The 23,733-nt window shown below is 67.0% G+C and carries 8 protein-coding genes and 3 rRNA genes; 2 read left to right on the top strand and 9 right to left on the bottom strand.

From position 1 onward, the window contains the following. Positions 1 to 4: 4 nt before the first annotated feature. A complete protein-coding gene (locus AABM36_RS04925; protein ID WP_019310271.1) occupies positions 5 to 838 on the top strand; it encodes a lysophospholipid acyltransferase family protein in 834 nt (277 codons plus the stop codon). 27 nt (positions 839 to 865) lie between these two features. Here AABM36_RS04925 and AABM36_RS04920 read toward each other — a convergent pair whose 3' ends face one another. From AABM36_RS04920 to AABM36_RS04890, 7 genes are all read right to left on the bottom strand, one after another. Further along, positions 866 to 2,869 carry an acetoacetate--CoA ligase gene (locus tag AABM36_RS04920; protein ID WP_423447662.1) on the bottom strand — a complete coding sequence of 668 codons (2,004 nt, stop codon included), beginning with the start codon at positions 2,867 to 2,869 and terminating at the stop codon, positions 866 to 868. A gap of 504 nt (positions 2,870 to 3,373) precedes the next feature. Continuing rightward, positions 3,374 to 3,490: ribosomal RNA gene (gene rrf / locus AABM36_RS04915) — 5S ribosomal RNA — on the bottom strand. Positions 3,491 to 3,695: 205 nt separating this feature from the next. Next, a 23S ribosomal RNA gene (locus AABM36_RS04910) occupies positions 3,696 to 6,817 on the bottom strand. A 374-nt stretch (positions 6,818 to 7,191) separates the two neighbouring features. Beyond that, positions 7,192 to 8,721: ribosomal RNA gene (locus tag AABM36_RS04905) — 16S ribosomal RNA — on the bottom strand. Together the 16S, 23S and 5S rRNA genes form the textbook arrangement of a ribosomal RNA operon. Positions 8,722 to 9,256: 535 nt before the next feature. After that, the gene (gene glgB / locus AABM36_RS04900) at positions 9,257 to 13,585 is read right to left on the bottom strand and encodes a 1,4-alpha-glucan branching protein GlgB (RefSeq protein WP_423447660.1); all 4,329 of its coding nucleotides are present in this window, start codon (positions 13,583 to 13,585) and stop codon (positions 9,257 to 9,259) included. A 62-nt stretch (positions 13,586 to 13,647) separates the two neighbouring features. Then, the gene (treS, locus tag AABM36_RS04895; protein ID WP_423447658.1) at positions 13,648 to 15,426 is read right to left on the bottom strand and encodes a maltose alpha-D-glucosyltransferase; all 1,779 of its coding nucleotides are present in this window, start codon (positions 15,424 to 15,426) and stop codon (positions 13,648 to 13,650) included. A 94-nt stretch (positions 15,427 to 15,520) separates the two neighbouring features. Next, positions 15,521 to 17,704, bottom strand: coding sequence for an alpha-1,4-glucan--maltose-1-phosphate maltosyltransferase (locus AABM36_RS04890; protein ID WP_423447656.1), 2,184 nt, complete (start codon positions 17,702 to 17,704; stop codon positions 15,521 to 15,523). 200 nt (positions 17,705 to 17,904) lie between these two features. Between AABM36_RS04890 and glgP the strand changes: the two genes are divergently transcribed. After that, entirely contained in the window at positions 17,905 to 20,535 is a 2,631-nt protein-coding gene (glgP, locus tag AABM36_RS04885; RefSeq protein WP_423447654.1) for an alpha-glucan family phosphorylase, read from the top strand. Between the two features lie 84 nt (positions 20,536 to 20,619). Here glgP and glgX read toward each other — a convergent pair whose 3' ends face one another. Together glgX and rlmB are read right to left on the bottom strand one after the other, a co-directional pair. Further along, on the bottom strand, positions 20,620 to 22,773 hold the full coding sequence (gene glgX / locus AABM36_RS04880; protein WP_423447653.1) for a glycogen debranching protein GlgX: 2,154 nt from the start codon (positions 22,771 to 22,773) through the stop codon (positions 20,620 to 20,622). Further along, complete coding sequence (gene rlmB, locus AABM36_RS04875; RefSeq protein ID WP_039101102.1) at positions 22,760 to 23,728, bottom strand: 23S rRNA (guanosine(2251)-2'-O)-methyltransferase RlmB; 969 nt, start codon at positions 23,726 to 23,728, stop codon at positions 22,760 to 22,762. The genes glgX and rlmB overlap by 14 nt, the downstream gene beginning before the upstream one ends. Positions 23,729 to 23,733 lie beyond the last annotated feature (5 nt).

Genomic DNA, 23,733 nt, shown 5'->3' with positions numbered 1-23,733 from the left:
TCCCATGTCGCGTTCCCAGGAACCTGCCGAGAACGACTCCGCCAAGCCGGCACGCCCCCGAAAGGCCAGGGAACCGCAGCCCCGCCCCCGGGTGCTGGACTCCCTCGAGGGCTCCGCCGGACAGCAGGAACCCCATCCCCCGGCTCCCCCTGCGGAGTCCGCTGAACTGACGGCGGCCCACTACACCCACCCGGTGCGGCGTCTCGCGCGGAGAGTTGCGCAGACCGTCTTCTTCCGCGGCATGGTGAACCGCACGATCACCCGCACCAACCTGGTGGACCCGGCGGCGTACGGGGTCAAGGGCACGTGCGTGGTGGTCGCCAACCACTCGAGCCACCTGGACGCCCCGCTGGTCATGAGTGGAGTGCCGCACTACATCTCCCGTGACCTGGCCACGGGCGTGGCCGCCGACTACTTCTTCACGGCGTGGCACAAGAAGTTCTTCACCCAGCTCGTGTTCAACGCATTTCCCGTGGACCGGCGCGGCGAGGGTGCCAATCGAGGTCTGTCCAAGAAGCTGCTCGCGGCGGGCATCCCCCTGCTGATCTTCCCCGAGGGCACCCGCTCGAAGACCGGCAAGATGGCACCGTTCCAGATCGGAGCGGCGTCGCTTGCCCTGTCCACCCAGGTGCCCGTGGTGCCCGTGGCCCTCATCGGCGCGCACGAGGCCATGCCCCGGGGAGCCAACTGGCCGCGCCGCGGTCGTCCGCCCGTGGTCGTGGCCGTGGGCGCACCGCTGCGCGCGCGGAGCAACGAGAACGCCATCGGCTTCAACGAGCGGATCGAAGCCGCCGTGCGGGCGCTGTACGCCGCGAACAGGCACCACATCCGGGACTGACGGCCAGAGCTGGGCCCGCTCCGGACCTCAGGACCCCGGCCGTTGCGAGGTGTGCCGACGCGCCGTCTCGGCATACCAGTCAAGAACGGCCGGATCTTCCACCGTGGCCCGGTTCAGGCTGCTCGGATCCGCACCCTGGAACAGCTTCTTCACCGGGATCTCCAGCAGCTTGCCCGTGCGTGTGCGCGGCACCGCCGGCGCCTCGATGATCTCGTCCGGCACGTACCGCGGCGAGACCTGCTCGCGGATGGCGGCCACGATGCGCTGCTCCAGATCCTCCGTGAGCCGGGTGCCCGGATCAGGAACCACGAACAGCGGCATGTAGTAGTCCCCGCCGGCCAGTTCGGCACCGATCACCATGGACGCCGCAACGCCCGCCACGCGGTCCACCACGTGGGTGAGATCAGCGGAGCCCATCCGGATGCCTCCGCGGTTGATCGTGGAGTCCGAGCGGCCGTGCACGATGAACGGCCCCTCGGACAGCTGGGTCACCCAGTCCCCCTGACGCCAGACCCCGGGGAACATGTCGAAGTAGGCCTCGCGGTAACGTGAGCCGTCCGGGTCGTTCCAGAACGCCACGGGCATGCTCGGCATGGGTGTGGTGATCACCAGCTCCCCCACCTCGTCCCACACACGCTCACCGCGGGAGTTCCAGGACTCGGCGGCCACACCGAGGTACGGCCCCATGATCTCGCCCCGGTACACCGGCTGGTACGGGTTGGTCCCTATGAACGCGCTGGTGACGTCCGTTCCCCCGGAGTCCGAACCCAGCCGCACGGTGGAGGAGACCGACTCGTACACCCAGTCCCACGTGGCCTCCGGCAACGGGGATCCCGTCACCAGGATGGAGCGCAGCGCGGAGAAGTCCAGTCGAACGTTCGGCACCACACCCGCCCTCTGCACCATGGACAGCACCCCTGCGCCGGTGCCGAAGAACGTGGCCTGGTTCCGTGCAGCGAGCGCCAGTGACTTCTCGGGGCCCCCGAACGTGGGTGACCCGTCGTAGGTGACGATGCGGGCGCCGGTCAGGAGGATTCCCACCAGCATGTTCCACACCATCCACGTGGTGGCCACGGCGTAGTAGGCCACGTCCTCCGGCCCGAGTCCCGCGTGCAGACCGAGTGCCTTGCAGAACTCCAGAACCACTCCCCCGTGGGAGTGGACAATCCCTTTCGGTTTACCCGTGGTTCCCGAGGAGTAGAGGATCCACAGCGGATGGTCGAACGGGACCTGCTCGTAGTCCGGTTCTGCCGGCTCACGCAAGACGGTGGAGAGCAGCAGGGCGCCGTCCGGCAAGGACCCCGCGCCCTCCTGACCCATTTGATCAACCACAATCAGCTGTTCGACGGAGGGCAGTACTTCCAACAGGTCCCCGTACGTGCCCGTCATGTCACGCACTGAGCCCCCGAACTCGTAGCCGTCCACCACGAACAGCACCTTGGGCTCGATCTGGGCGAACCGGTCCGCTACCCCCGACGGCCCGAAATCGGTGTTCACCACCGACCACACGGCACCCACGGACGCCGTGGCCAGCAGGGCCACCACCGTCTCCGGGATGTTCGGGAGCACCCCCGCGACGCGATCGCCCCGCTCCACTCCCAGGTCCCGCAGGCGGCTGGCGAGCGACGCCACCCGGGCCTCCAGATCGGCCCAGGTCCACTCGACCGGCGCACGGGTCTCGTGCTCTCCAATGATCGCCACGGCGTGAGGTGAGGTCCTCGCCCACCGCAAGCTGTTCTCGGCATAGTTCAGTCGGGCGCCGGGAAACCATTCGGCCCCGGGCATGGCGTCCGACCGCAGGGCACATTCCCCCGGCGACGACGCCACAAAATCGAAGTGGTCCCACACCGCTCGCCAGAAACCGTCCAGGTCGCTGACGGACCATTCGTGCAAGGACGCGAAGTCCGGGAGGCTCAGCCCGCGGGATTCCTCAACCGATCGGGCAAAGACCGCCATCCGTGACTCGCGAACGGCCTCGGGCGACGGCTCCCACAGGAGGGCCCTGTTGTTCTCACGTTCCTGCGTCGTCATCGGATCAGCAGTCCTCTCGCTCGCGGGCACCCACCACGTGGGATCGTGCTCGAAAACCTACCAGGTGGCCTGGCTCACAAGAGGGGAGAGCAGCATCACGGAGGACCGCACCTCAGAGGAACAAAGCGCAAACCTGCAGCGAAGCCGAGGGGTGGGGCGCGCTGCCGAGATCACAGCCGTCCCTTGCCAGCCCCGCCTGACTGCGCCTGGCGGCGCGGCGGTGGGTGCGCTGATCGCGCCGGCGGTGAGGGGATTACTGACACCGGAAGGCCCGGGACCACCTGTGAGAGCGCCTGCGGAATCGAAGCACCATGGGGGACCTGGCGCCAGACCGCCGGCCTCCACCCCAACTGCGCGGACCTGCGAGCTCGACCTGAGTAATCGGACCAGGAGGCTCGGAGTTGGATGCTGAATCGGAGCTGCGTGTTAAATGCGGGGAGGCCCCACCTGGTCCACTCGTGACGAGTGGCCCTGGTGGGGCCTCAACCCTTCTTCTTACGTTAATTCCGGCGGTGACTTACTCTCCCACACCCTACCGAGTGCAGTACCATCAGCGCTGTGGGTCTTAGCTACCGGGTTCGGGATGGGACCGGGCGTTTCCCCCACGCTATAACCACCGGAAACCTGCACCCCCACCCCTGGTGGGGGAAACCTGGTCTCCCGTTTCTGTCACGGGAACATTATTCTGTTACCAACCACACGACCCGTCACCGGCCAGGAACACCATCCCAGCCTCCCGGCTTGGACCGTGTCCCCACGCAGGTGGGGGTTGTTGGTGGTCAACCACATAGTGAACGCGAACACCACACTTGATGACATTTTGTGTGTGTATAAGTCTTCGGTGTATTAGTACCAGTCAGCTCCACGCCTTACAACGCTTCCACACCTGGCCTATCAACCCAGTCGTCTACTGGGCACCTCACACCCCTCAAAGGAGGCTAGGAAATCTCATCTCGGAGCAAGCTTCCCGCTTAGATGCTTTCAGCGGTTATCAATCCCGAACGTAGCTAATCAGCGATGCTCCTGGCGGAACAACTGACATACCAGAGGTTCGTCCGTCCCGGTCCTCTCGTACTAAGGACAGGCCTCCACAAATTTCCAACGCACGCAGCGGATAGGGACCGAACTGTCTCACGACGTTCTGAACCCAGCTCGCGTACCGCTTTAATGGGCGAACAGCCCAACCCTTGGGACCAACTCCAGCCCCAGGATGCGACGAGCCGACATCGAGGTGCCAAACCATGCCGTCGATATGGACTCTTGGGCAAGATCAGCCTGTTATCCCCGAGGTACCTTTTATCCGTTGAGCGACGGCCATTCCACAATGTACCGCCGGATCACTAGTCCCGACTTTCGTCCCTGCTCGAGCTGTCACTCTCACAGTCAAGCTCCCTTGTGCACTTACACTCAACACCTGATTGCCGACCAGGCTGAGGGAACCTTTGGGCGCCTCCGTTACTCTTTAGGAGGCAACCGCCCCAGTTAAACTACCCATCAGGCACTGTCCCTGACCCGGATCACGGGCCGAAGTTAGATGTCCAGAGTGACCAGAGTGGTATTTCAACAACGACTCCACCACCACTAGCGTGATAGCTTCACAGTCTCCCACCTATCCTACACAAGCCACACCGAACACCAATACCAAACTATAGTAAAGGTCTCGGGGTCTTTCCGTCCTGCTGCGCGAAACGAGCATCTTTACTCGTACTGCAATTTCGCCGAGTTCATGGTTGAGACAGTAGGGAAGTCGTTACTCCATTCGTGCAGGTCGGAACTTACCCGACAAGGAATTTCGCTACCTTAGGATGGTTATAGTTACCACCGCCGTTTACTGGGGCTTAAATTCTCCGCTTCGACCCAAGGGTCTAACAGGTCCTCTTAACCTTCCAGCACCGGGCAGGAGTCAGTCCGTATACATCGTCTTACGACTTCGCACGGACCTGTGTTTTTGATAAACAGTCGCTTCCCCCTAGCCTCTGCGACCCCACCCAGCTCACACAGCACGTGTGCTCACCAGACAGGGCCCCCCTTCTCCCGAAGTTACGGGGGCATTTTGCCGAGTTCCTTAACCATGATTCTCTCGAACGCCTTAGTATTCTCTACCTGATCACCTGTGTCGGTTTGGGGTACGGGCGACTAGAACCTCACGTCGATGCTTTTCTTGGCAGCATAGGATCACCGAATTCCCTCACCTAAGAGAGTCCCATCACATCTCAGGCACACAACCCGCGGATTTACCAACGGGTCACCCTACATGCTTAGACCAGGACAACCATCGCCTGGCTCGGCTACCTTCCTGCGTCACACCTGTTAACACGTTTACCTCCCCGGATCAGGTCCCACGCTCCCCACACACCCCGCGTACCACAAGGGCACACGGTCATGGTGGTTCGGGTGGTTAGTATCCCCGGTTCAGTAGGGTCGGTTCTTCGTCGGTACGGGAATATCAACCCGTTGTCCATCGACTACGCCTGTCGGCCTCGCCTTAGGTCCCGACTCACCCAGGGCAGATTAGCTTGACCCTGGAACCCTTGATCATCCGGCGGACGGGTTTCTCACCCGTCTATCGCTACTCATGCCTGCATTCTCACTCGTTGAGGTTCCACCACTGGGTCACCCCGCAGCTTCACTACCCCAACGACGCTCCCCTACCCACAACACCACCTCAACCACAAACGGCTCAGCTCTACGGTGTCATGCCACAACTTCGGCGGTGTACTTGAGCCCCGCTACATTATCGGCGCGGAATCACTTGACCAGTGAGCTATTACGCACTCTTTCAAGGGTGGCTGCTTCTAAGCCAACCTCCTGGTTGTCTAAGCAACTCCACATCCTTTCCCACTTAGCACACGCTTAGGGGCCTTAGTTGATGGTCTGGGCTGTTTCCCTTTCGACTATGAAGCTTATCCCCCACAGTCTCACTGCCACGCTCAACTTGACTGGCATTCGGAGTTTGGTTGACGTCAGTAACCTTGTAGGGCCCATCAGCCATCCAGTAGCTCTACCTCCAGCAAGCAACACGCAACGCTGCACCTAAATGCATTTCGGGGAGAACCAGCTATCACGGAGTTTGATTGGCCTTTCACCCCTACCCACAGCTCATCCCCTCCATTTTCAACTGAAGTGGGTTCGGTCCTCCACGCGCTCTTACACGCGCTTCAACCTGGCCATGGGTAGATCACTCCGCTTCGGGTCTAGATCACGCCACTCACAACGCCCTATTCAGACTCGCTTTCGCTACGACTACCCCACACGGGTTAATCTCGCGACGTAACACTAACTCGCAGGCTCATTCTTCAAAAGGCACGCTGTCACCCCTCAAGGCTCCAACGGCTTGTAAGCACACGGTTTCAGGTACTATTTCACTCCCCTCCCGGGGTACTTTTCACCATTCCCTCACGGTACTGATCCGCTATCGGTCATCAGGAAGTATTCAGGCTTACCAGGTGGTCCTGGCAGATTCACACGAGATTTCACGGGCCCCGTGCTACTCGGGAGAACGTCACACCACGACAATGACAGTTTCGTCTACGGGACTCACACCCCCTACGGTCTGGCACTCACCACCAGTTCGACTACCACCACGCCACAGCGCCCAGGGTGGCGACCCCAGGAACAACGCATCCCACAACCCCGATCATGCAACCCTCGCCAGGTATCACACACAACCGGTTTAGCCACCATCCGCTTTCGCTCGCCACTACTCACGGAATCACTGTTGTTTTCTCTTCCTATGGGTACTGAGATGTTTCACTTCCCCACGTTCCTCCTCGCACCCTATGAATTCAGGTACGAGTGACTACGCATAACACGCAGCCGGGTTACCCCATTCGGAGACCCTCGGATCACAGCTCGTTTATCAGCTCCCCGAGGCTTATCGCAGATTTCCACGTCCTTCATCAGCTCCTGATGCCAAGGCATCCACCGTGTGCTCGTAACAACTTATACGCCACACAACACAAATAAATCATCAAAGAACACACCACACACCCCCAACGGAGGCGCGCGGCGTCAAAGATGCTCGCGTCCACTATGTAGTTGACAAACAACAACCCACCAACACCAACCCACCCCAGAACACTCCAGGACTTCGTGATGCTGCGGGAAACCAACCAACACCAGCGTGTTGATCGACAACCCAACAATGTGCCACCACACCACCACCCCAACACCACCACCAGAACTCGTGTCCGGTCGTGTTCCCGTGTCAGGGAGCAGCGTGTCCGCTTGCTGATATTCCACCCATGAGCATCAACCACACCCCGTCGAAGATGACGAGGATCGTGGGTGCCGGCCACACGGCCAGCCACTGTGCTCCTTAGAAAGGAGGTGATCCAGCCGCACCTTCCGGTACGGCTACCTTGTTACGACTTAGTCCCAATCGCCAGTCCCACCTTCGACGGCTCCCCCCACAAGGGTTAGGCCACCGGCTTCGGGTGTTACCAACTTTCGTGACTTGACGGGCGGTGTGTACAAGGCCCGGGAACGTATTCACCGCAGCGTTGCTGATCTGCGATTACTAGCGACTCCGACTTCACGTGGTCGAGTTGCAGACCACGATCCGAACTGAGACCAGCTTTTGGGATTAGCTCCACCTCGCGGCATCGCAACCCATTGTACTGGCCATTGTAGCATGCGTGAAGCCCAAGACATAAGGGGCATGATGATTTGACGTCATCCCCACCTTCCTCCGAGTTGACCCCGGCAGTCTCCTATGAGTCCCCACCATCACGTGCTGGCAACATAGAACGAGGGTTGCGCTCGTTGCGGGACTTAACCCAACATCTCACGACACGAGCTGACGACAACCATGCACCACCTGTACACCAGCCCCACAAGGGGGAAAGACCATCTCTGGCCCGGTCCGGTGTATGTCAAGCCTTGGTAAGGTTCTTCGCGTTGCATCGAATTAATCCGCATGCTCCGCCGCTTGTGCGGGCCCCCGTCAATTCCTTTGAGTTTTAGCCTTGCGGCCGTACTCCCCAGGCGGGGCACTTAATGCGTTAGCTACGGCGCGGAAAACGTGGAATGTTCCCCACACCTAGTGCCCAACGTTTACGGCATGGACTACCAGGGTATCTAATCCTGTTCGCTCCCCATGCTTTCGCTCCTCAGCGTCAGTAACAGCCCAGAGACCTGCCTTCGCCATCGGTGTTCCTCCTGATATCTGCGCATTTCACCGCTACACCAGGAATTCCAGTCTCCCCTACTGCACTCAAGTCTGCCCGTACCCACTGCACACCCGGGGTTAAGCCCCGGGCTTTCACAGCAGACGCGACAAACCGCCTACGAGCTCTTTACGCCCAATAATTCCGGACAACGCTTGCGCCCTACGTATTACCGCGGCTGCTGGCACGTAGTTAGCCGGCGCTTCTTCTGCACGTACCGTCACTTTCGCTTCTTCCGTGCTGAAAGAGGTTTACAACCCGAAGGCCGTCATCCCTCACGCGGCGTCGCTGCATCAGGCTTCCGCCCATTGTGCAATATTCCCCACTGCTGCCTCCCGTAGGAGTCTGGGCCGTGTCTCAGTCCCAGTGTGGCCGGTCACCCTCTCAGGCCGGCTACCCGTCGTCGCCTTGGTGAGCCATTACCCCACCAACAAGCTGATAGGCCGTGAGCCCATCCAAAACCAGTAAAACCCTTTCCACACACCACCATGCGGTGACATGTCGTATCCAGTATTAGACCCAGTTTCCCAGGCTTATCCCAGAGTCAAGGGCAGGTTACTCACGTATTACTCACCCGTTCGCCACTCATCCACCCAGTGCAAGCACCAAGCTTCAGCGTTCGACTTGCATGTGTTAAGCACGCCGCCAGCGTTCGTCCTGAGCCAGGATCAAACTCTCCGTCAAAAAAATTCAACAGAAACCACCCACCACGCCGAAACGCGGTACGGTGGGATCCCAGCTGACACCCAACACCCCCAGGAAACGGGAAAACACCTGCAAAGATGCTGGGCCTCAACCAAAAAATAAAACTTTTGGTATCAACAAACTAGACACACTATTGAGTTGACAAACAACACACCACAACGCAGCTCCCCATCACGAGGACCACCACGGTCGGTTGCGATCTGCAAGGTTACCGTCTGATGCCATCTGCCGCAACCTGAGGTGAACTCTGGGTTGCCGCGCGATGTCGCCAGTGTCTCGGTGACTTGCGGGGATTCATCCTAGCACACGATTCGACCGTGTCGAACCGGCACTGCAGAGAATCCCTGATCCGTTGCCCTGCTCCGGCCCGGTGGACCGTCGCCGCGGCAACTCGGAAGACATTACACGCGGCCCCGGGATACGACAAACCCGCGGTCGGCGTGTGCCGTCCGCGGGTTTGTCGGGTGGTGGGCGCGCACCGTTCAGGCGGCTGCCCGCTCGCCGTAGCGAGGGATCAGGGAGTGGATTCTCCGTGCCCGGTCGTCCGGGCTGCTGAGGTGGCCGAGCTGCCGGCCGGCTTGAGGAACAGCACCGCGAGCGGCGGCACAGTCAGTTCCGCGGAGGCAGGCTTGCCGTTGTACGCGCCTTCGGTCGCGGCCACACGGCCGAGGTTGCCGACACCCGAACCTCCGAACTGCTCGGCGTCCGTGTTGAGCACCTCTTCCCAGTCGCCGGCCCAGGGCAGCCCCAGCCGGAACCCCTCGTGCGTGTTGCCCGCGAAGTTGGCCACGCAGACCAGGGGGTTGCCCTGGTCGTCCCACCGGGTGAAGGACAACGTGTTGCGCTGCGCGTCGTTCGCGTCGATCCACTCGAAACCGGAGGGGTCGTTGTCCCGCGAGTAGAGCGCCGGGGTGCTCCGGTAGACCTCGTTCAGGGACTTGACCAGTTCCTGGACACCGTGGTGCGGCGGGGTCTCGGAGAGCCACCAGTCCAGACCGTGCTCCTGCGACCACTCCGACTCCTGGGCGTACTCCGTGCCCATGAAGATCAGCTGCTTGCCGGGGTGCGCCCACATGTACGCGAGGTACGCCCGAACGTTGGCCAGCTGCTGCCACCGGTCACCCGGCATCTTGCGGAGCAGGGAACCCTTGCCGTAGACGACCTCGTCGTGGGAGATCGGAAGGATGAAGTTCTCCGAGAACGCGTAGACCATGGAGAACGTGGCCTTGTTGTGGTGGTAGTGCCGGTTGATCGGGTCCTCGGCCATGTACTCGAGGCTGTCGTGCATCCAGCCCATGTTCCACTTGATGCCGAAGCCCAGCCCGCCCGCGCTGGTGGGCTTGGTGACGCCGGGGAAGGAGGTGGACTCCTCCGCGATCATCACGATGCCCGGGTTGCGGCGGTAGGCCGTGGCGTTGGCCTCCTGCAGGAAGGCGATGGCCTCGAGGTTCTCCCGGCCGCCGTACTGGTTGGGTTCCCACTCGCCGTCGTTGCGGGAGTAGTCCAGGTACAGCATGGACGCCACCGCGTCCACGCGGAGCCCGTCCACGTGGAAGTCCTCGAGCCAGTAGTTGGCGTTGGCCACCAGGAAGTTGCGCACCTCACGTCGGCCGTAGTCGAAGATGAGCGTGCCCCAGTCCTTGTGCTCGCCGCGGCGGGGGTCCGGGTGCTCGTAGAGCGGCTGGCCGTCGAAGTTGGCCAGCGCCCACTCGTCCTTGGGGAAGTGCCCGGGCACCCAGTCCACGAGCACGCCGATCCCGGCCTGGTGCAGCTGGTCCACGAGGTAGCGGAACTCGTCCGGGGAGCCGAAGCGCGAGGACGGTGCGTAGTAGCCCGTCACCTGGTAGCCCCACGACCCGCCGAAGGGGTGCTCCGCGACCGGCATGAACTCCACGTGGGTGAACCCCTGCCACGTGAGGTACTCCACGAGCTCGCGGGCGAGGTCCACGTAGCCGAGACCCATGCGCCACGACCCCAGGTGCATCTCGTACACGCTCATGGGCGCGTTGTGCGGGTCGGTCGCGGCCCGCGCCGCCATCCACTCGGCGTCGCGGAACTCGTACTCGGACTCGAACACGCGGGACGCCGTGGAGGGCGGGATCTCCGTGCCGAAGGCCATGGGGTCCGCCTTGTCCCGCCAGGCCCCGTCCGCACCCTGGATGCGGTACTTGTAGGTGTCCCCGGACTTCATGCCGGGCACGAACAGCTCCCAGACGCCACTGGAGCCCAGCGAACGCATCGCGTGCTCGGAGCCGTCCCAGCCGTTGAAGTCGCCGATCACGCGCACGGACTGGGCATTGGGAGCCCACACGGCGAAGCTCACGCCGGTGACGTCGCCCAGCGGCGAGGGGTACCGGCGCACGTGCGCGCCGAGCACCTCCCACAGGGTCTCGTGCCGCCCCTCCCCTATCAGGTGGAGGTCCAGCTCGCCCAGGGTGGGTGCGAAGCGGTAGGGGTCGTCGACGAGCTCGGGCTCCTTGCCCGCGTAGCTCACCTCGACCCGGTAGTCGGGGATGCGGCCCTGCTCGTGGGCGGGGACCACACCGGTGAAGATCCCGCCCCACTCGTGCTCCAGGGGGAAGGTGCCGTCCGGGGTGCGCACCGCCACGGCCGTGGCGAAGCGCCGCAGGGTGCGGATGCTCACCGAGCCGTCCGGGTTGGGATGCGCTCCGAGCACGGAGTGCGGATCGTGGAATCGCCCCTCGGCCACGGCCGCGAGGACCTCCTCGGTCACGGGCACGGGCCCACCGGCCGCAGCTCCCGACGCCGCCCGCCCGGGCTGCGCAGCCGCACCGGTTCCGGTGGCCCGTGCAGCCGTGGTGGTCTCCCCGGCATGCTCGCCGTCGGCGTCACCGGCCCCTGAGGACGCGCTGTCTCCGGCCGTGGTGTGCGCTGCGTTCCCGGCACCGGGTGCCGACGCCGCGCCGTCACCGGTCCTCGCAGCGGCACCGCTGTCCGCCGCATCGACGGAGACTGTGCTCTCGCCGGCGGTTCCCGCGGCGGCAGCGGTGCCGGGCACCGGGCTCTCGTGGGCCGCGTGGGTGGGCTCCGCGCGCGCGGCGCCGTCCGGACGCGCGGCCGGGCGGGCGGCGTCGGCCTCCTGCGACACGGGCGCGGCGCCGGGCCCCCGGTCGGAGGCGGCGGTGGGATCTGAGGGACGGGGGTGCTCGGTGGTCACGAAATCCTCGGTTCTGGACGGGGTTGATGGGCTCTCGTGGTTCTCACGGTTCACGGTACGGGAGCGGGCATGCTCAAGCGAACGAACCACGGCGTCCGCCGGCACCTGGACCCAGTCGGGCCGGTTGCGCTCCTCGTAGACGACCTCGTACAGGGCCTTGTCCAGCCACAGGGCGCGGAACAGGACGCCGTCCGTGTCCACGGGAGCCCCGCTGCGCGAGCTGTAGCCCGCCAGGAAGGCGTCCGACACGGCGCTGGTCCACTCGCCCATGTCCCGGCCGTTCTCCTTGCCGGCCATGGCTCCCGCATAGTCGAACGAGCGCAGCATGCCCACCACGTCCCGGAGTGCGACGTCCGGGCGGACCCGCTCCTTGATGGGGCGCAGCGGCTCACCCTCGAAGTCCAGGATGCGGAACCCCTGCGCGTCGCTGTGCAGCACCTGCCCCAGGTGGTAGTCACCGTGGATCCGCTGCAGCGGGGGGATCTCACGGATCTCCCCCAGCTCTTCGAGGACGCGATCCAGCTCGGGGCGCAGCTGCTCGAATCGCTCCCCGCAGGACTCCCAGGCCCACCTCACGCGGCCGGTGAGGTCCTCCAGGAAGCGGCGCCGGGCGTCGTCGTCCGCCTCCGTGGGGTCGAACGCCGCCAGCAGGTCCGCGTGGACGCGCGCGGTGGTGACCCCGAGGTCCCGGGCGAGCTCCGTGAAGTCGCGGCCCTCCGTGGCCGCGGCCACCGTCATCTCCCAGGCGTCGCGCGAACGGTCCAGGAACTGCGCGGCCACGGCCAGCTGGCCCGAGGTGGTCACGAGGCCCTGGCGCCACTGGGCGTCGATCCACCCAGCCGTGGCGGGCACCGCCGAGGACCGGTGCGCCGTGAGCCTGACGCCCACCTCGACGTCCGGGTTGCGCCCCTCGCCCACCACGCGGAAGAACTTGACGATCACCGCGTCCTCCCGCAGCGCCGACTCGTCCTCCCCGCGGTCCGCGGGCCGCAGGATCACGGACGTGTTGGACTGCTCGGAGGTGATCACGTGGATCTGCTCCGCGCCGGCGATCCGGTAGTCGGTGTTCAGCGCGCCCGTGTGGCGTCCGTGCAGGCCCATGCCGTGGCGCAGCACGCCGCCCTCCGTGAGCTGCGCGTCCATCATGCGCAGCACCCGGTCCATGAACACCGGGTCCCCCACGGCGTCGTAGAGGTGGACCGTGCTCCCACTCGTCGGCTGGGTGCCGGCCGGGGAGCCCCCCGCCTCCTGCTCCGAGGGTGCGCCCCGGGACGACGAGCGGCGCCGTTCCAGCAGCGCCCCCGCCTGGGAGACGGCCCGGCGCAGGAACGACGACGCTCCGTCGGCGCCCGAGGCGGGCCCCTCCGGCACGGGACCCTCCCCTCCGGCACGGTAGGAGCCGATCTCGAAGCCCTCGAGCTCCGGCACGGCCTCTTCGGAGAGGAGCACGGGGATGTTGAGCAGCTCGCTGCGCTCCCCCACCGTGACCTCCACCAGGAACATGATGCGCTCGCGCCCCGGCTGGGACTCCCACCTGTCACCGGCGTCCACCCCGGCGCGGCCCACCACGCTCAGCCGAAGCTGGTCCGGGGTGGCCGTGAACGGGAACCACCGCCGGCCCGGCAACCAGTCGCGCAACCTGTCGAGAACCTGCTGATCCGTCATGGGGATCCCCCGCTTTCGTCTGGAAGTCACTGTCGCGCTCGCGCGGGCGGGCCCGCGCGGGCTCACTCGCCTCTTGCGGGCTTGATGATCGGCATGGCCACCGTCTCGGGGTGGTTTCCGTCCGTGCTCGGAGCCTGGCGCAGGCGCAGCCAGAAGAAGTCCTGCGAGCCCAGGGTCACGCGGTAGTCCCCCGTCTGGGAGAACTCCCCGAACGGCTCGCCGCCGAACAGCTCACGCGTGCCCCGCCCCGCGTACTCCGGCAGGTGCACGGAGCAGCTCGCAGGCGTGTGCGCGAGGTTGAACACGCACAGCACGGTCTCCCCCACGCCGTCCTCGGCGTCCTCGGCGTCCTCGGGCGCCAGCCTGCGCAGGAACGCCAGGACCGACTCGTGGTCCGTGGCCACGTTGACGTACTCGCCCAGCCCGAACGCGGGGTGGGCCTTGCGCACCATGAGCATCTGGCGGATCCAGTGCAGCAGCGAGGACGACGACGCCAGCTGGGTCTCCACGTTGGTCTGCGTGTAGTTGTAGACCAGCGACTGCACCACGGGCAGGTACAGCTTGCCCGGATCCGCGGTGGAGAACCCGGCGTTGCGGTCCGGGGTCCACTGCATGGGGGTGCGGGAGGCGTCCCGGTCGTCCAGCCAGATGTTGTCACCCATGCCGATCTCGTCCCCGTAGTACAGGAACGGGGAACCCGGCAGGGACAGCAGCAGGGCGTGGGCAAGCTCGAGCTCCGCGCGGGAGTTGTCGAGCAACGGGGCCAGGCGGCGTCGGATGCCGATGTTCGCGCGCATCCGGGAGTCCGGGGCGTACCAGCCCAGCATGGCCTGGCGCTCCTCGCTCGTGACCATCTCCAGCGTCAGCTCGTCGTGGTTGCGCAGGAACGTGCCCCACTGGGTGCCGCGCGGGATCTGCGGGGTGTTCGCCATGGTGGAGACGATCGGCGCGGCCTTCTGGTCACGCAGCGAGTAGTAGATCCGCGGCATGATCGGGAAGTGGAAGCACATGTGGCACTCCGGGGACTCCTCCGTGCCGAAGTACTCCACGACCTCGTGGGGCATCTGGTTGGCCTCCGCGACGATCACGCGGCCGGGGTACTCCCGGTCCACCATCTCGCGCAGCCTGACCAGGAAGTCGTGGGTGCCCGGGAGGTTCTCGCAGTTCGTGCCCTCCTCCTCGATGAGGTACGGGATGGCGTCCGCCCGGAAGCCGTCGATGCCCATGTCGAGCCAGAACTTCACCACGTCGAACACGGCCTCGACGACCTTGGGGTTCTCGAAGTTCAGGTCCGGCTGGTGCGAGAAGAACCGGTGCCAGAAGAACTGCCGGCGCACCGGGTCGAAGGTCCAGTTGGAGACCTCGGTGTCCACGAAGATGATGCGGGCGTCCTGGTACTTCTCGTCCGTGTCCGACCACACGTAGAAGTCCCCGTACGGGCCCTCCGGGTCCTCGCGGGACGCCTGGAACCACGGGTGCTGGTCCGAGGTGTGGTTCAGGGGCAAGTCCGTGATGACCCGCAGCCCGCGGGCGTGGGCCTCCGCCACGAGCCGCTTGAAGTCGCTGACCGTTCCGAACTCGTCCAGGACCGAGTAGTAGTCCGAGATGTCGTAGCCGCCGTCGCGCAGCGGGGACTCGTAGAACGGTGGCAGCCACAGGCAGTCGATGCCCAGCCACTGCAGGTAGTCGAGCTTCTCGATCAGACCGGTGAAGTCCCCGGAGCCGTCGCCGTTCGCGTCCGAGAAGGCCCGCACGAGCACTTCGTAGAACACGGCCTTGCGGAACCAGTCGGGGTCGTGGGCGATCCCGGGAGCGTTGAGGTGGAAAGGAGTGGTGCTCATGGTCGGCGGGGCTGCCCTCTCGAGGAGACGTTGTGGCGTACGGGTGGTGCTCGGTGGCCGCCGCCGCGCGGGTGCGCACGGCGGCGGCGCGGACTCACTTCACGTCGCGGCGGATGCTCAGGACGTGCACGGGCTCCACGTACGGGTCCAGCCGCACGTAGTTGTGGGTGCCCCACTTCCAGCTGGAACCGGAGATGAGGTCATCCACCCAGAAGGAGCCGTCCTCGTTGAAGTCCTGGTCCCGCAGGTCCAGGGCGTCCAGGTCCAGCCACACGGTGGCCTCGCGCGTGGCGTGGGGATCGGTGTTGACCACCACGATGACGGTGTCCTTGACCTGCACGCCGTCCCGCTCCACGGTCTTGGTCTTGCTGAACGCCACGATGGCGTCGTCCGAGGCGCTCTGCAGCGTGAGGTTCTGCAGGTCCCCCAGCGCCGGGTGGTCCCGGCGGATCTGGTTCAGCCGCGTGAGGTACGGGGCCAGGGACTCACCGCGCTGCACCGCGCCGTCGAAGTCGCGGGGGCGCAGCTGGAACTTCTCGTTGTCGATGTACTCCTCCGCGCCGGGGCGGGCCACGTGCTCGAACAGCTCGTACCCCGCGTACACGCCCCACAGCGGGGACGCGGTGGCCGCGAGCGCGGCGCGCACCTTGAACGCGGCGGGGCCGCCGAACTGCAGGTACTCGGTGAGGATGTCCGGGGTGTTGACGAAGAAGTTGGGGCGGTAGAACCCGGAGGTCTCGTGGGAGATCTCCTCGAGGTACTCCTCGATCTCCTCCTTGGTGTTGCGCCACGTGAAGTAGGAGTAGGACTGCTGGAAGCCGGCCTTGGCCAGCCCCTGCATCATGGCTGGTCGGGTGAACGCCTCGGCCAGGAACACCGTGTCCGGGTGCTCCTCGCGGACCCGGGCGATCAGCCACTCCCAGAACCAGAGGGGCTTGGTGTGGGGGTTGTCCACGCGGAAGATGTCCACGCCGTGGGAGATCCACAGCTCCACGACGCGCAGCACTTCGGCGGCGAGTCCCTGGGGATCGTTGTCGAAGTTCAGGGGGTAGATGTCCTGGTACTTCTTGGGCGGGTTCTCGGCGTAGGCGATGCTGCCGTCCGCGCGGGTGGTGAACCACTGCGGGTGCTCGCTCACCCACGGGTGGTCCGGGGAGGCCTGCAGCGCGAGGTCCAGGGCCACCTCGAGGCCCAGCTCGTGGGCGTGGGCCACGAACGCGTCGAAGTCCTCGAACGTGCCGAGGTCCGGGTGGATGGCGTCGTGCCCACCCTCCGGGCCGCCGATGGCCCACGGGGAGCCGGGATCCTGATCCCCGGCGATGAGGGTGTTGTTCGGACCCTTGCGGTGGTTGCGTCCGATCGGGTGGATCGGTGGCAGGTACGCCACGTCGAAGCCCATGCGTGCGGCGCGGTCCAGGGCCGCCGTGGCCGTGCGGAACGTGCCGGAGGTCCAGGTGCCGGTCTCGGGGTCGAAGGTGGCCCCCTCCGAACGGGGGAAGAACTCGTACCAGGAGCCGCGCCCGGCCGCCTCGCGCTCCACCTCGATCGGGTAGTGCTCGGAGCTGCTCAGCAGGTCGCGCAGGGGGCGCTCGGCCACGTGGTCCCGGATCGTGTCGGACGTGGCGATCTGCCAGCGCTCCTCGAGGCTACGCGAGGTGTCCAGCACGGCCTCGGCGGCCTCCTCGAACGCCCGGATCTCGTCCTGGCCGCGGTCGGACTCCTTGGAGGCGGCGTCGAACAGCAGCGAGGCCTCCTGGAACATGAGCTCCACGTCCTGCCCCACCCCGAGCTTGATCTCGGCCGCGTGGTGCCACGTGTCGTAGAGGTCGGACCAGCCCTCGACCGCGAAGCTCCAGCGGCCCTCGTACTCGGGCCGCAGCCACGCCTGGTAGCGGTCCGTGCCGGTCTCCACGAGCGTCATGCTCCGGCGCTGCGCCTCACGCCCCTGCGGGTCGTAGAGGACGGCGGTCACGCCCAGGGAGTCGTGCCCCTCGCGGAACGCCGTGGCCATCACCCGGATGTCCTCCCCGGGGATCGCGGTCGCGGGGAAGCGCCCGCCCTCGACCACGGGGCTGACGTCGGAGACGGGGATGCGGCCGTAGACGAGGTCGTCGGACGGGAAGTCCGCGCCGTCCTCCTCGACGTCGGCCGCAACGGCCGCGGCGGAGGGCTCGTGCGCCTGCGGCTCGCGGGACGGATCGGGACCGGTGCGGTGGACGGAGGGAGCGACGTCGGGAACGCCGGAGGCGGGGACGGGCGGCGTCAGGCGCGATCCCACATCAGGAAGCGCACCCCCCGCGCGGGCGTCCGGCGTGGTCTCGGGAAACGGGCGGCGGCCTGAAGGCTGGTTCTGCTGCGACACGTGGCCCACGTTACCGACTATCGCCGGGATTCTTAAGGCTGCGAAGCATCACGACGGCGCGGCGACGTCCGGTGACACCCGTGCGGCAGCTGGCCGCACCCGATAGGCTCGCAAGGGTGAAGGCAATCCGCAGGTTCACCGTCCGCACCGTCCTCCCCGAGTCGATCGCCCCGCTGGGGCGACTGGCCAGGAACCTCCGCTGGTCCTGGCACAAACCCACCGAAGACCTCTTCTCCGAGCTCAGTCCCCACGCCTGGCAGGCCGTGCACGGGGACCCCGTCAAACTGTTGGGGTCCCTGACCCGCGAGGAGATCCAGCAGATCTCGCAGGACCCCGATCTCGTGGCGCGCATCCGGGCGCTCGACGCCGACCTGGAGACCTACCTGAGCGAGCCGCACTGGTACCAGCGCACCCAGGGCGACGACGCACCCGCGGCGATCGCGTACTTCTCCGCCGAGTACGGCATCACCTCCGCGCTGCCCCAGTACTCGGGTGGGCTCGGCATCCTCGCCGGCGACCACCTCAAGACCGCCTCGGACATGGGCATTCCCGTGGTCGGGGTGGGTCTGCTCTACCAGGCGGGCTACTTCAAGCAGTCCCTGTCCCGCGACGGCTGGCAGGAGGAGACCTATCCCGTCCTGGACCCCGACGAGCTCCCCCTGACCCTGCTGCGCGAGGCCGACGGCACGCCCGCGCGGGTGACGCTCCCCCTGCCCGACGGACGCTCCCTGTCCGCGCAGATCTGGCGCGCGGACGTGGGCCGGGTCCCCCTGCTCCTGCTCGACTCGAACATCCCGGACAACGACGACGCCGCGCGCAACGTCACCGACCGGCTGTACGGCGGCGGCAGCGACCACCGCCTGCAGCAGGAGCTGCTGCTGGGCATGGGCGGGGTGCGGGCACTGCGTCTGCACAGCCGTGTGACCGGCGCGCCCGCGCCCGAGGTCTACCACTGCAACGAGGGCCACGCCGGCTTCCTGGGCATCGAGCGGGTCCAGGAGCTCATGAACCCCGGCACCGGGGCCGCACCCATGACGTGGGACGAGGCCCTCGCCCAGGTCCGCGCGAGCACCGTGTTCACGACCCACACCCCGGTGCCCGCGGGCATCGACCGCTTCGAGCGCGCCCAGGTGGAGCACTTCCTCGCCGCGGGCCTCGCCCCGGACGTCCCCGCGGCGCACGTGCTGGACCTCGGCGCGGAGACCTACCCCGGCGGTGACCCGGGCAAATTCAACATGGCCGTCATGGGCCTGCGCCTCGCCCAGCGCGCCAACGGCGTGGCCAAGCTGCACGGCGCGGTGTCCCGGTCCATGTTCCAGGGCCTGTGGCAGGGCTTCGACGCGGACGAGGTGCCGATCTCCTCCGTGACCAACGGGGTGCACGTGCCCTCGTGGATCGACCCCGACGTGGCCAAGCTGACCCTGGAGCCCGGGGAGAACGACCAGGATCCCGCGGCCCGCTGGCGCAAGATCTACGACGTCCCCGACACCGAGCTGTGGGCCGCCCGCCGCGTGCTGCGCGAGCGTCTCGTGCAAGACGTCCGCGAGCGGCTCCGCGCGTCCTGGAAGAAGCGTGGCGCCACGGACGCCGAGCTGGGCTGGACCGAGAGCGTCCTGGACCCGGACGTGCTCACCATCGGCTTCGCCCGCCGCGTCCCCACCTACAAGCGGCTCACGCTCATGCTGCGGGACCCCGAACGGCTCAAGCGGATCCTGCTGGACCCCCGGCGCCCCGTGCAGCTGGTGGTGGCCGGCAAGTCCCACCCCGCGGACGAGATGGGCAAGCGGATGATCCAGGATCTCGTGCGCTTCACGGACGATCCCGAGGTGCGCCACCGGATCGTGTTCCTGCCCAACTACGACATCGCCATGGCCCGGGTGCTCTTCCCGGGCTGCGACGTGTGGCTCAACAACCCGCTGCGCCCGCTCGAGGCGTGCGGCACGTCCGGGATGAAGGCCGCGATCAACGGCGGGCTGAACCTCTCCGTGCTGGACGGCTGGTGGGACGAGATGTACGACGGCCAGAACGGCTGGGCCATCCCCACCGCGGACGGCAAGGCCAGCACGGACGAGCGCGACGACGTGGAGGCCGCAGCCCTCTACGAGCTGATCGAGAGCCACGTGGCGCCCCGCTTCTACGGCGAGACGACCGGGTCCGAGGCCCACACGCCGGAGGCCGACGCCGCGCAGAGCCCCTTCGCAGCCGTCCCGCACCAGTGGCTCGCCATGGTGCGGCACACGCTGGCGACCCTCGGTCCCCGGGTGTCCTCCCGGCGCATGCTCACCGACTACGTGGAGCAGCTCTACGTCCCGGCCTGCGTGTCCGGGCGCCGTGCGGCCGCGGACGACGGCGCCGCAGCCCGCGCCACCGCCCACTGGATCGAACGGGTGCGGGAGGCGTGGCCCCAGGTGCGTGTGGAGCACGTGGACGCGCAGGGCGTGCACCAGGAACCGCAGATCGGGGACGAGCTCGGCATCAGCGCCTACGTGGACCTCGGTCCCCTGTCCCCCGAGGACGTCACCGTCCAGGTGGGCTACGGCCGGGTGAGCGAGACCGACCACCTGCACGAGCGCTCCTACGCCACCCTGGCCCCGGTCAAGGACCTCGGGGCGGGCCGCGTGCAGTTCAGCGGCCCGATCACGATCGACCGCTCCGGGCCGTTCGGCTACACGGTGCGGGTGCTGCCCCGCCACGACGAGCTGGCGGACCCGGCCGAACTGGCGCTCGTGAGCAACGCCGCGGACTGAGCTCCCGCGGCACGCAGAACGCCCCCTCCCGCACCGGAGCACCGGTTGCCGGGAGGGGGCGTTCTCGCACGTGCGCCCGCCGCGTCAGGTGACGGCGAACATGGCGACGCTCTGCGCGGGCACCTCCACCGTGTCCCCGGTGTGCCAGCGGTTGCCCGTGAGCTCGTCCAGCTGGGGATCCGTGGCGAGCACGAGACGGAAGGTGGCCTCCCGCGGGGGCAGCGCGGCGTCGTCGTGCGGGGACTCGAGCAGGGGCAGCACGGCGTGGACCGGCGCCTGCGTGCCGTTGAGCACGAAGAGCCCCGCGAGGTCTCCCCCGCGCGCGGCGATGACCACCTGCAGCGCCCGCTCACCGTCGGTCTGCCAGCGCTCCGCCGTCATGTGCTCCCCGGTGCACGCGTACCAGAGCAGCACCACGTCCTCGGGACGCGTGGGGAACTGCCGGGGCTGACCCGCGAGGAACGCGCGCCGGGCGCGGATCAGGCGCTGGGTGGTGCGGAACATCGAGCGGGCGAGGGGCGTGGGGCGCCAGTCCACCCAGGAGAGCCGGTTGTCCTGGCAGTACGCGTTGTTGTTGCCGTCCTGGGTGCGCAGGAACTCGTCGCCCGCGGTGATCATGGGTATCCCCTGGGAGAACAGCAGGGTGGCCATCATGTTCCGCGCCGTGGCGGCCCGGGCGGCGCGGACCCGGACGTCCGGCGCGAACCCCTCGTGCTCGTGGTTCCAGGAGTGGTTGTCGTTGGTGCCGTCCGCGTTGTTCTCCAGGTTGGCCTCGTTGTGCTTGGCGTCGTACGCCGTGAGGTCGTAGAGCGTGAACCCGTCGTGGGCCGTGACGAAGTTGACGGAGGCCAGGGTGCTGCGCCCGTGCGGGGCGAACAGCTCCGCGGAGCCGGACATCGCCCCCGCGAGGCGGGCCGCAGTGCCCCCGCCTCCGCCGCGGCGCATGGTGCGCTGGCCCGAGAGCCAGAAGTCCCGCACGGTGTCCCGGTAGTGGTCGTTCCAGTCCGCCCAGCCCACGGGGAAGCGCCCCGTCTGCCAGCCGCCGGCTCCCACGTCCCACGGCTCGGAGATCATCCGCACGCCCTGCAGCACGGGGTCCGCGGCCACGGCCACGAAGAACGGGTGGTTGCGCGTGAAGTGGTGGTGCTCGTCCCGGCCGAGTTCGGGTGCCAGGTCGAAGCGGAAGCCGTCCACGTGGCACTCGGTGACCCAGTAGCGCAGGGAGTCCAGTGCCATGCGCACCACCTGCGGGTTGGAGAAGTCCACGGAGTTCCCGCAGCCCGTGACGTCCACGTAGGCGCCGTGCTGGTCGTGCCGGTAGTACGCGCGGTCCCCGAGCCCCCGCCAGCAGTAGGCCCGCTGGTCCGGGCCGCCCTCGGCCGTGTGGTTGTAGACCACGTCCAGGAACACCTGCAGCCCGGCCCCGTGCAGTGCGTCCACCGCGGCCTTGAACTCGTCGAGCACCGCCGTGGGGCCCGCGGCCTGTGCGGCCGCCGTGGCGTAGCCGGCGTGCGGGGCGAAGAAGCTCAGAGTGTTGTAGCCCCAGTAGTTGGTGAGCCCGTTCGCGGTGAGGTGCTGCTCGTCCAGGTGCGCGTGGACCGGAAGCAGCTCCACGGCGGTGATCCCCAGGACGCGCAGGTGCTCCAGCATCACGGGGTGGGCCAGGCCCGCGTAGGTTCCCCGGAGATCGTGCGGAATCTCGGGGTGGAGCATCGTGAGGCCCTTGACGTGCGCCTCGTAGACCACGGTGTCCCGCCACGGCGGGGTGGGGCGGGACTCGTCCTGCCACGCGTGGTTCTGGGCGGTCACCACGGAGACGTACATCCCGCCGTACGCGTCCGGACCGGGGTTCACGACGCCGCTGGGCGGGGCCACGCGCTCGAGTCCCCGCCCGTACGGGTCCAGCAGCACGGGTTCCACGGCCGGGTCCGGCGCGGGGGTCCCCGCCGGCTCCGCCGCGACGAACCCGTAGCGGGTTCCCTCGGGCATGGCCGGGCACACGTCCCGGGCAAGCTCCTCGGGCGTCATCTCCTGAGCGGGGACGCTGCGAGGCCGGGACACGGTGGCGTAGTGGGTGCCGTGGTTCTCGCCCTCCAGCCGCAGCCGCTGCCAGGTCTCCCCCGGGCGCTGGAACACGAGGTCCACCGCATCCAGCCCGGGCGCGTGGACAGCCACGTTCGCCGTGCCGTCCCCCGAGCGCGAGGGGTGGACCCCCAGCGGGTGGCTACGCGCCTGCACGCCGGCGCGCGATCTCGTACAGCGTGATCCCCACCGCCATGGACGCGTTGAGCGACTCCATGGCGGACTCGATGGGGATGGAGACGATCGCGTCGCAGTGCTCGGTCACCAGCCGGGAGAGCCCCTTGCCCTCCGAGCCCACGACCACCACGAGGGGTTCGGTGGCCAGCTCGAGCTGCGGCAGGGACATGTCCCCGCCGCCGTCCAGGCCCACCACGAAGTAGCCCTGCTTCTTGCAGTTCTCCAAGGTCCGGGTGAGGTTGGTGGCCTTGGCCACGGGCACGCGCGCCGCGGCGCCCGAGCTGGTCTTCCACGCGGTGGCGGTGACCCCGGCGGAGCGGCGCTCGGGCAGGACCACGCCGTCCCCGGCGAACGCGGAGACGCTGCGGATGATCGCGCCCAGGTTGCGGGGGTCGGTGATCCCGTCCGCCGCGACCAGCAGGGGCGGGTGTCCCTGGTCCGCGTCCCGCATGAGGGAGGCCGCGAGCTCGTCCGCGTCCTGGTACTCGTACGGCGGCACCTGCAGCACCACGCCCTGGTGGATCGCGTCCGCCGAGAGCCGGTCGAGCTCACCGCGGGAGGCCTCCAGGGTGGGCACCTGGCGCTCGGCGCACAGCTGCAGGATGTCCTTGACGCGGTCGTCCACCTCGATCTTGGACGCGATGAACAGCGTCTTGGCGGGGACACCCCCGCGCAGCGCCTCGAGCACCGAGTTGCGGCCCGTGACGAGGTCCTCCTTGATGGGACCCGTGCCCGAGCGCTGCGGGCGGCGCGGCTGGTTCTGCTGCTTGCGGGCCGCGGCCTGCTTGGCCTTGTAGGCCTTGTGGTAGACCCGGTCCTCCGCCTTGGGCGTGGGACCGCGGCCCTCGAGTCCCTTGCGGCGCTGCCCGCCGCTTCCCACGACCGGGCCCTTCTTCTTCTTGCGGACTGCTCCGGGGCGGCTGTTCTGGGCCATGGTCA

Source organism: Kocuria sp. KSNUG (assembly GCF_049532735.1).
GTDB lineage: Bacteria > Actinomycetota > Actinomycetes > Actinomycetales > Micrococcaceae > Kocuria > Kocuria rhizophila.
Note: the sequence above shows the minus strand (reverse complement) of the source record. Positions and strands in the feature narration are given on the sequence as shown.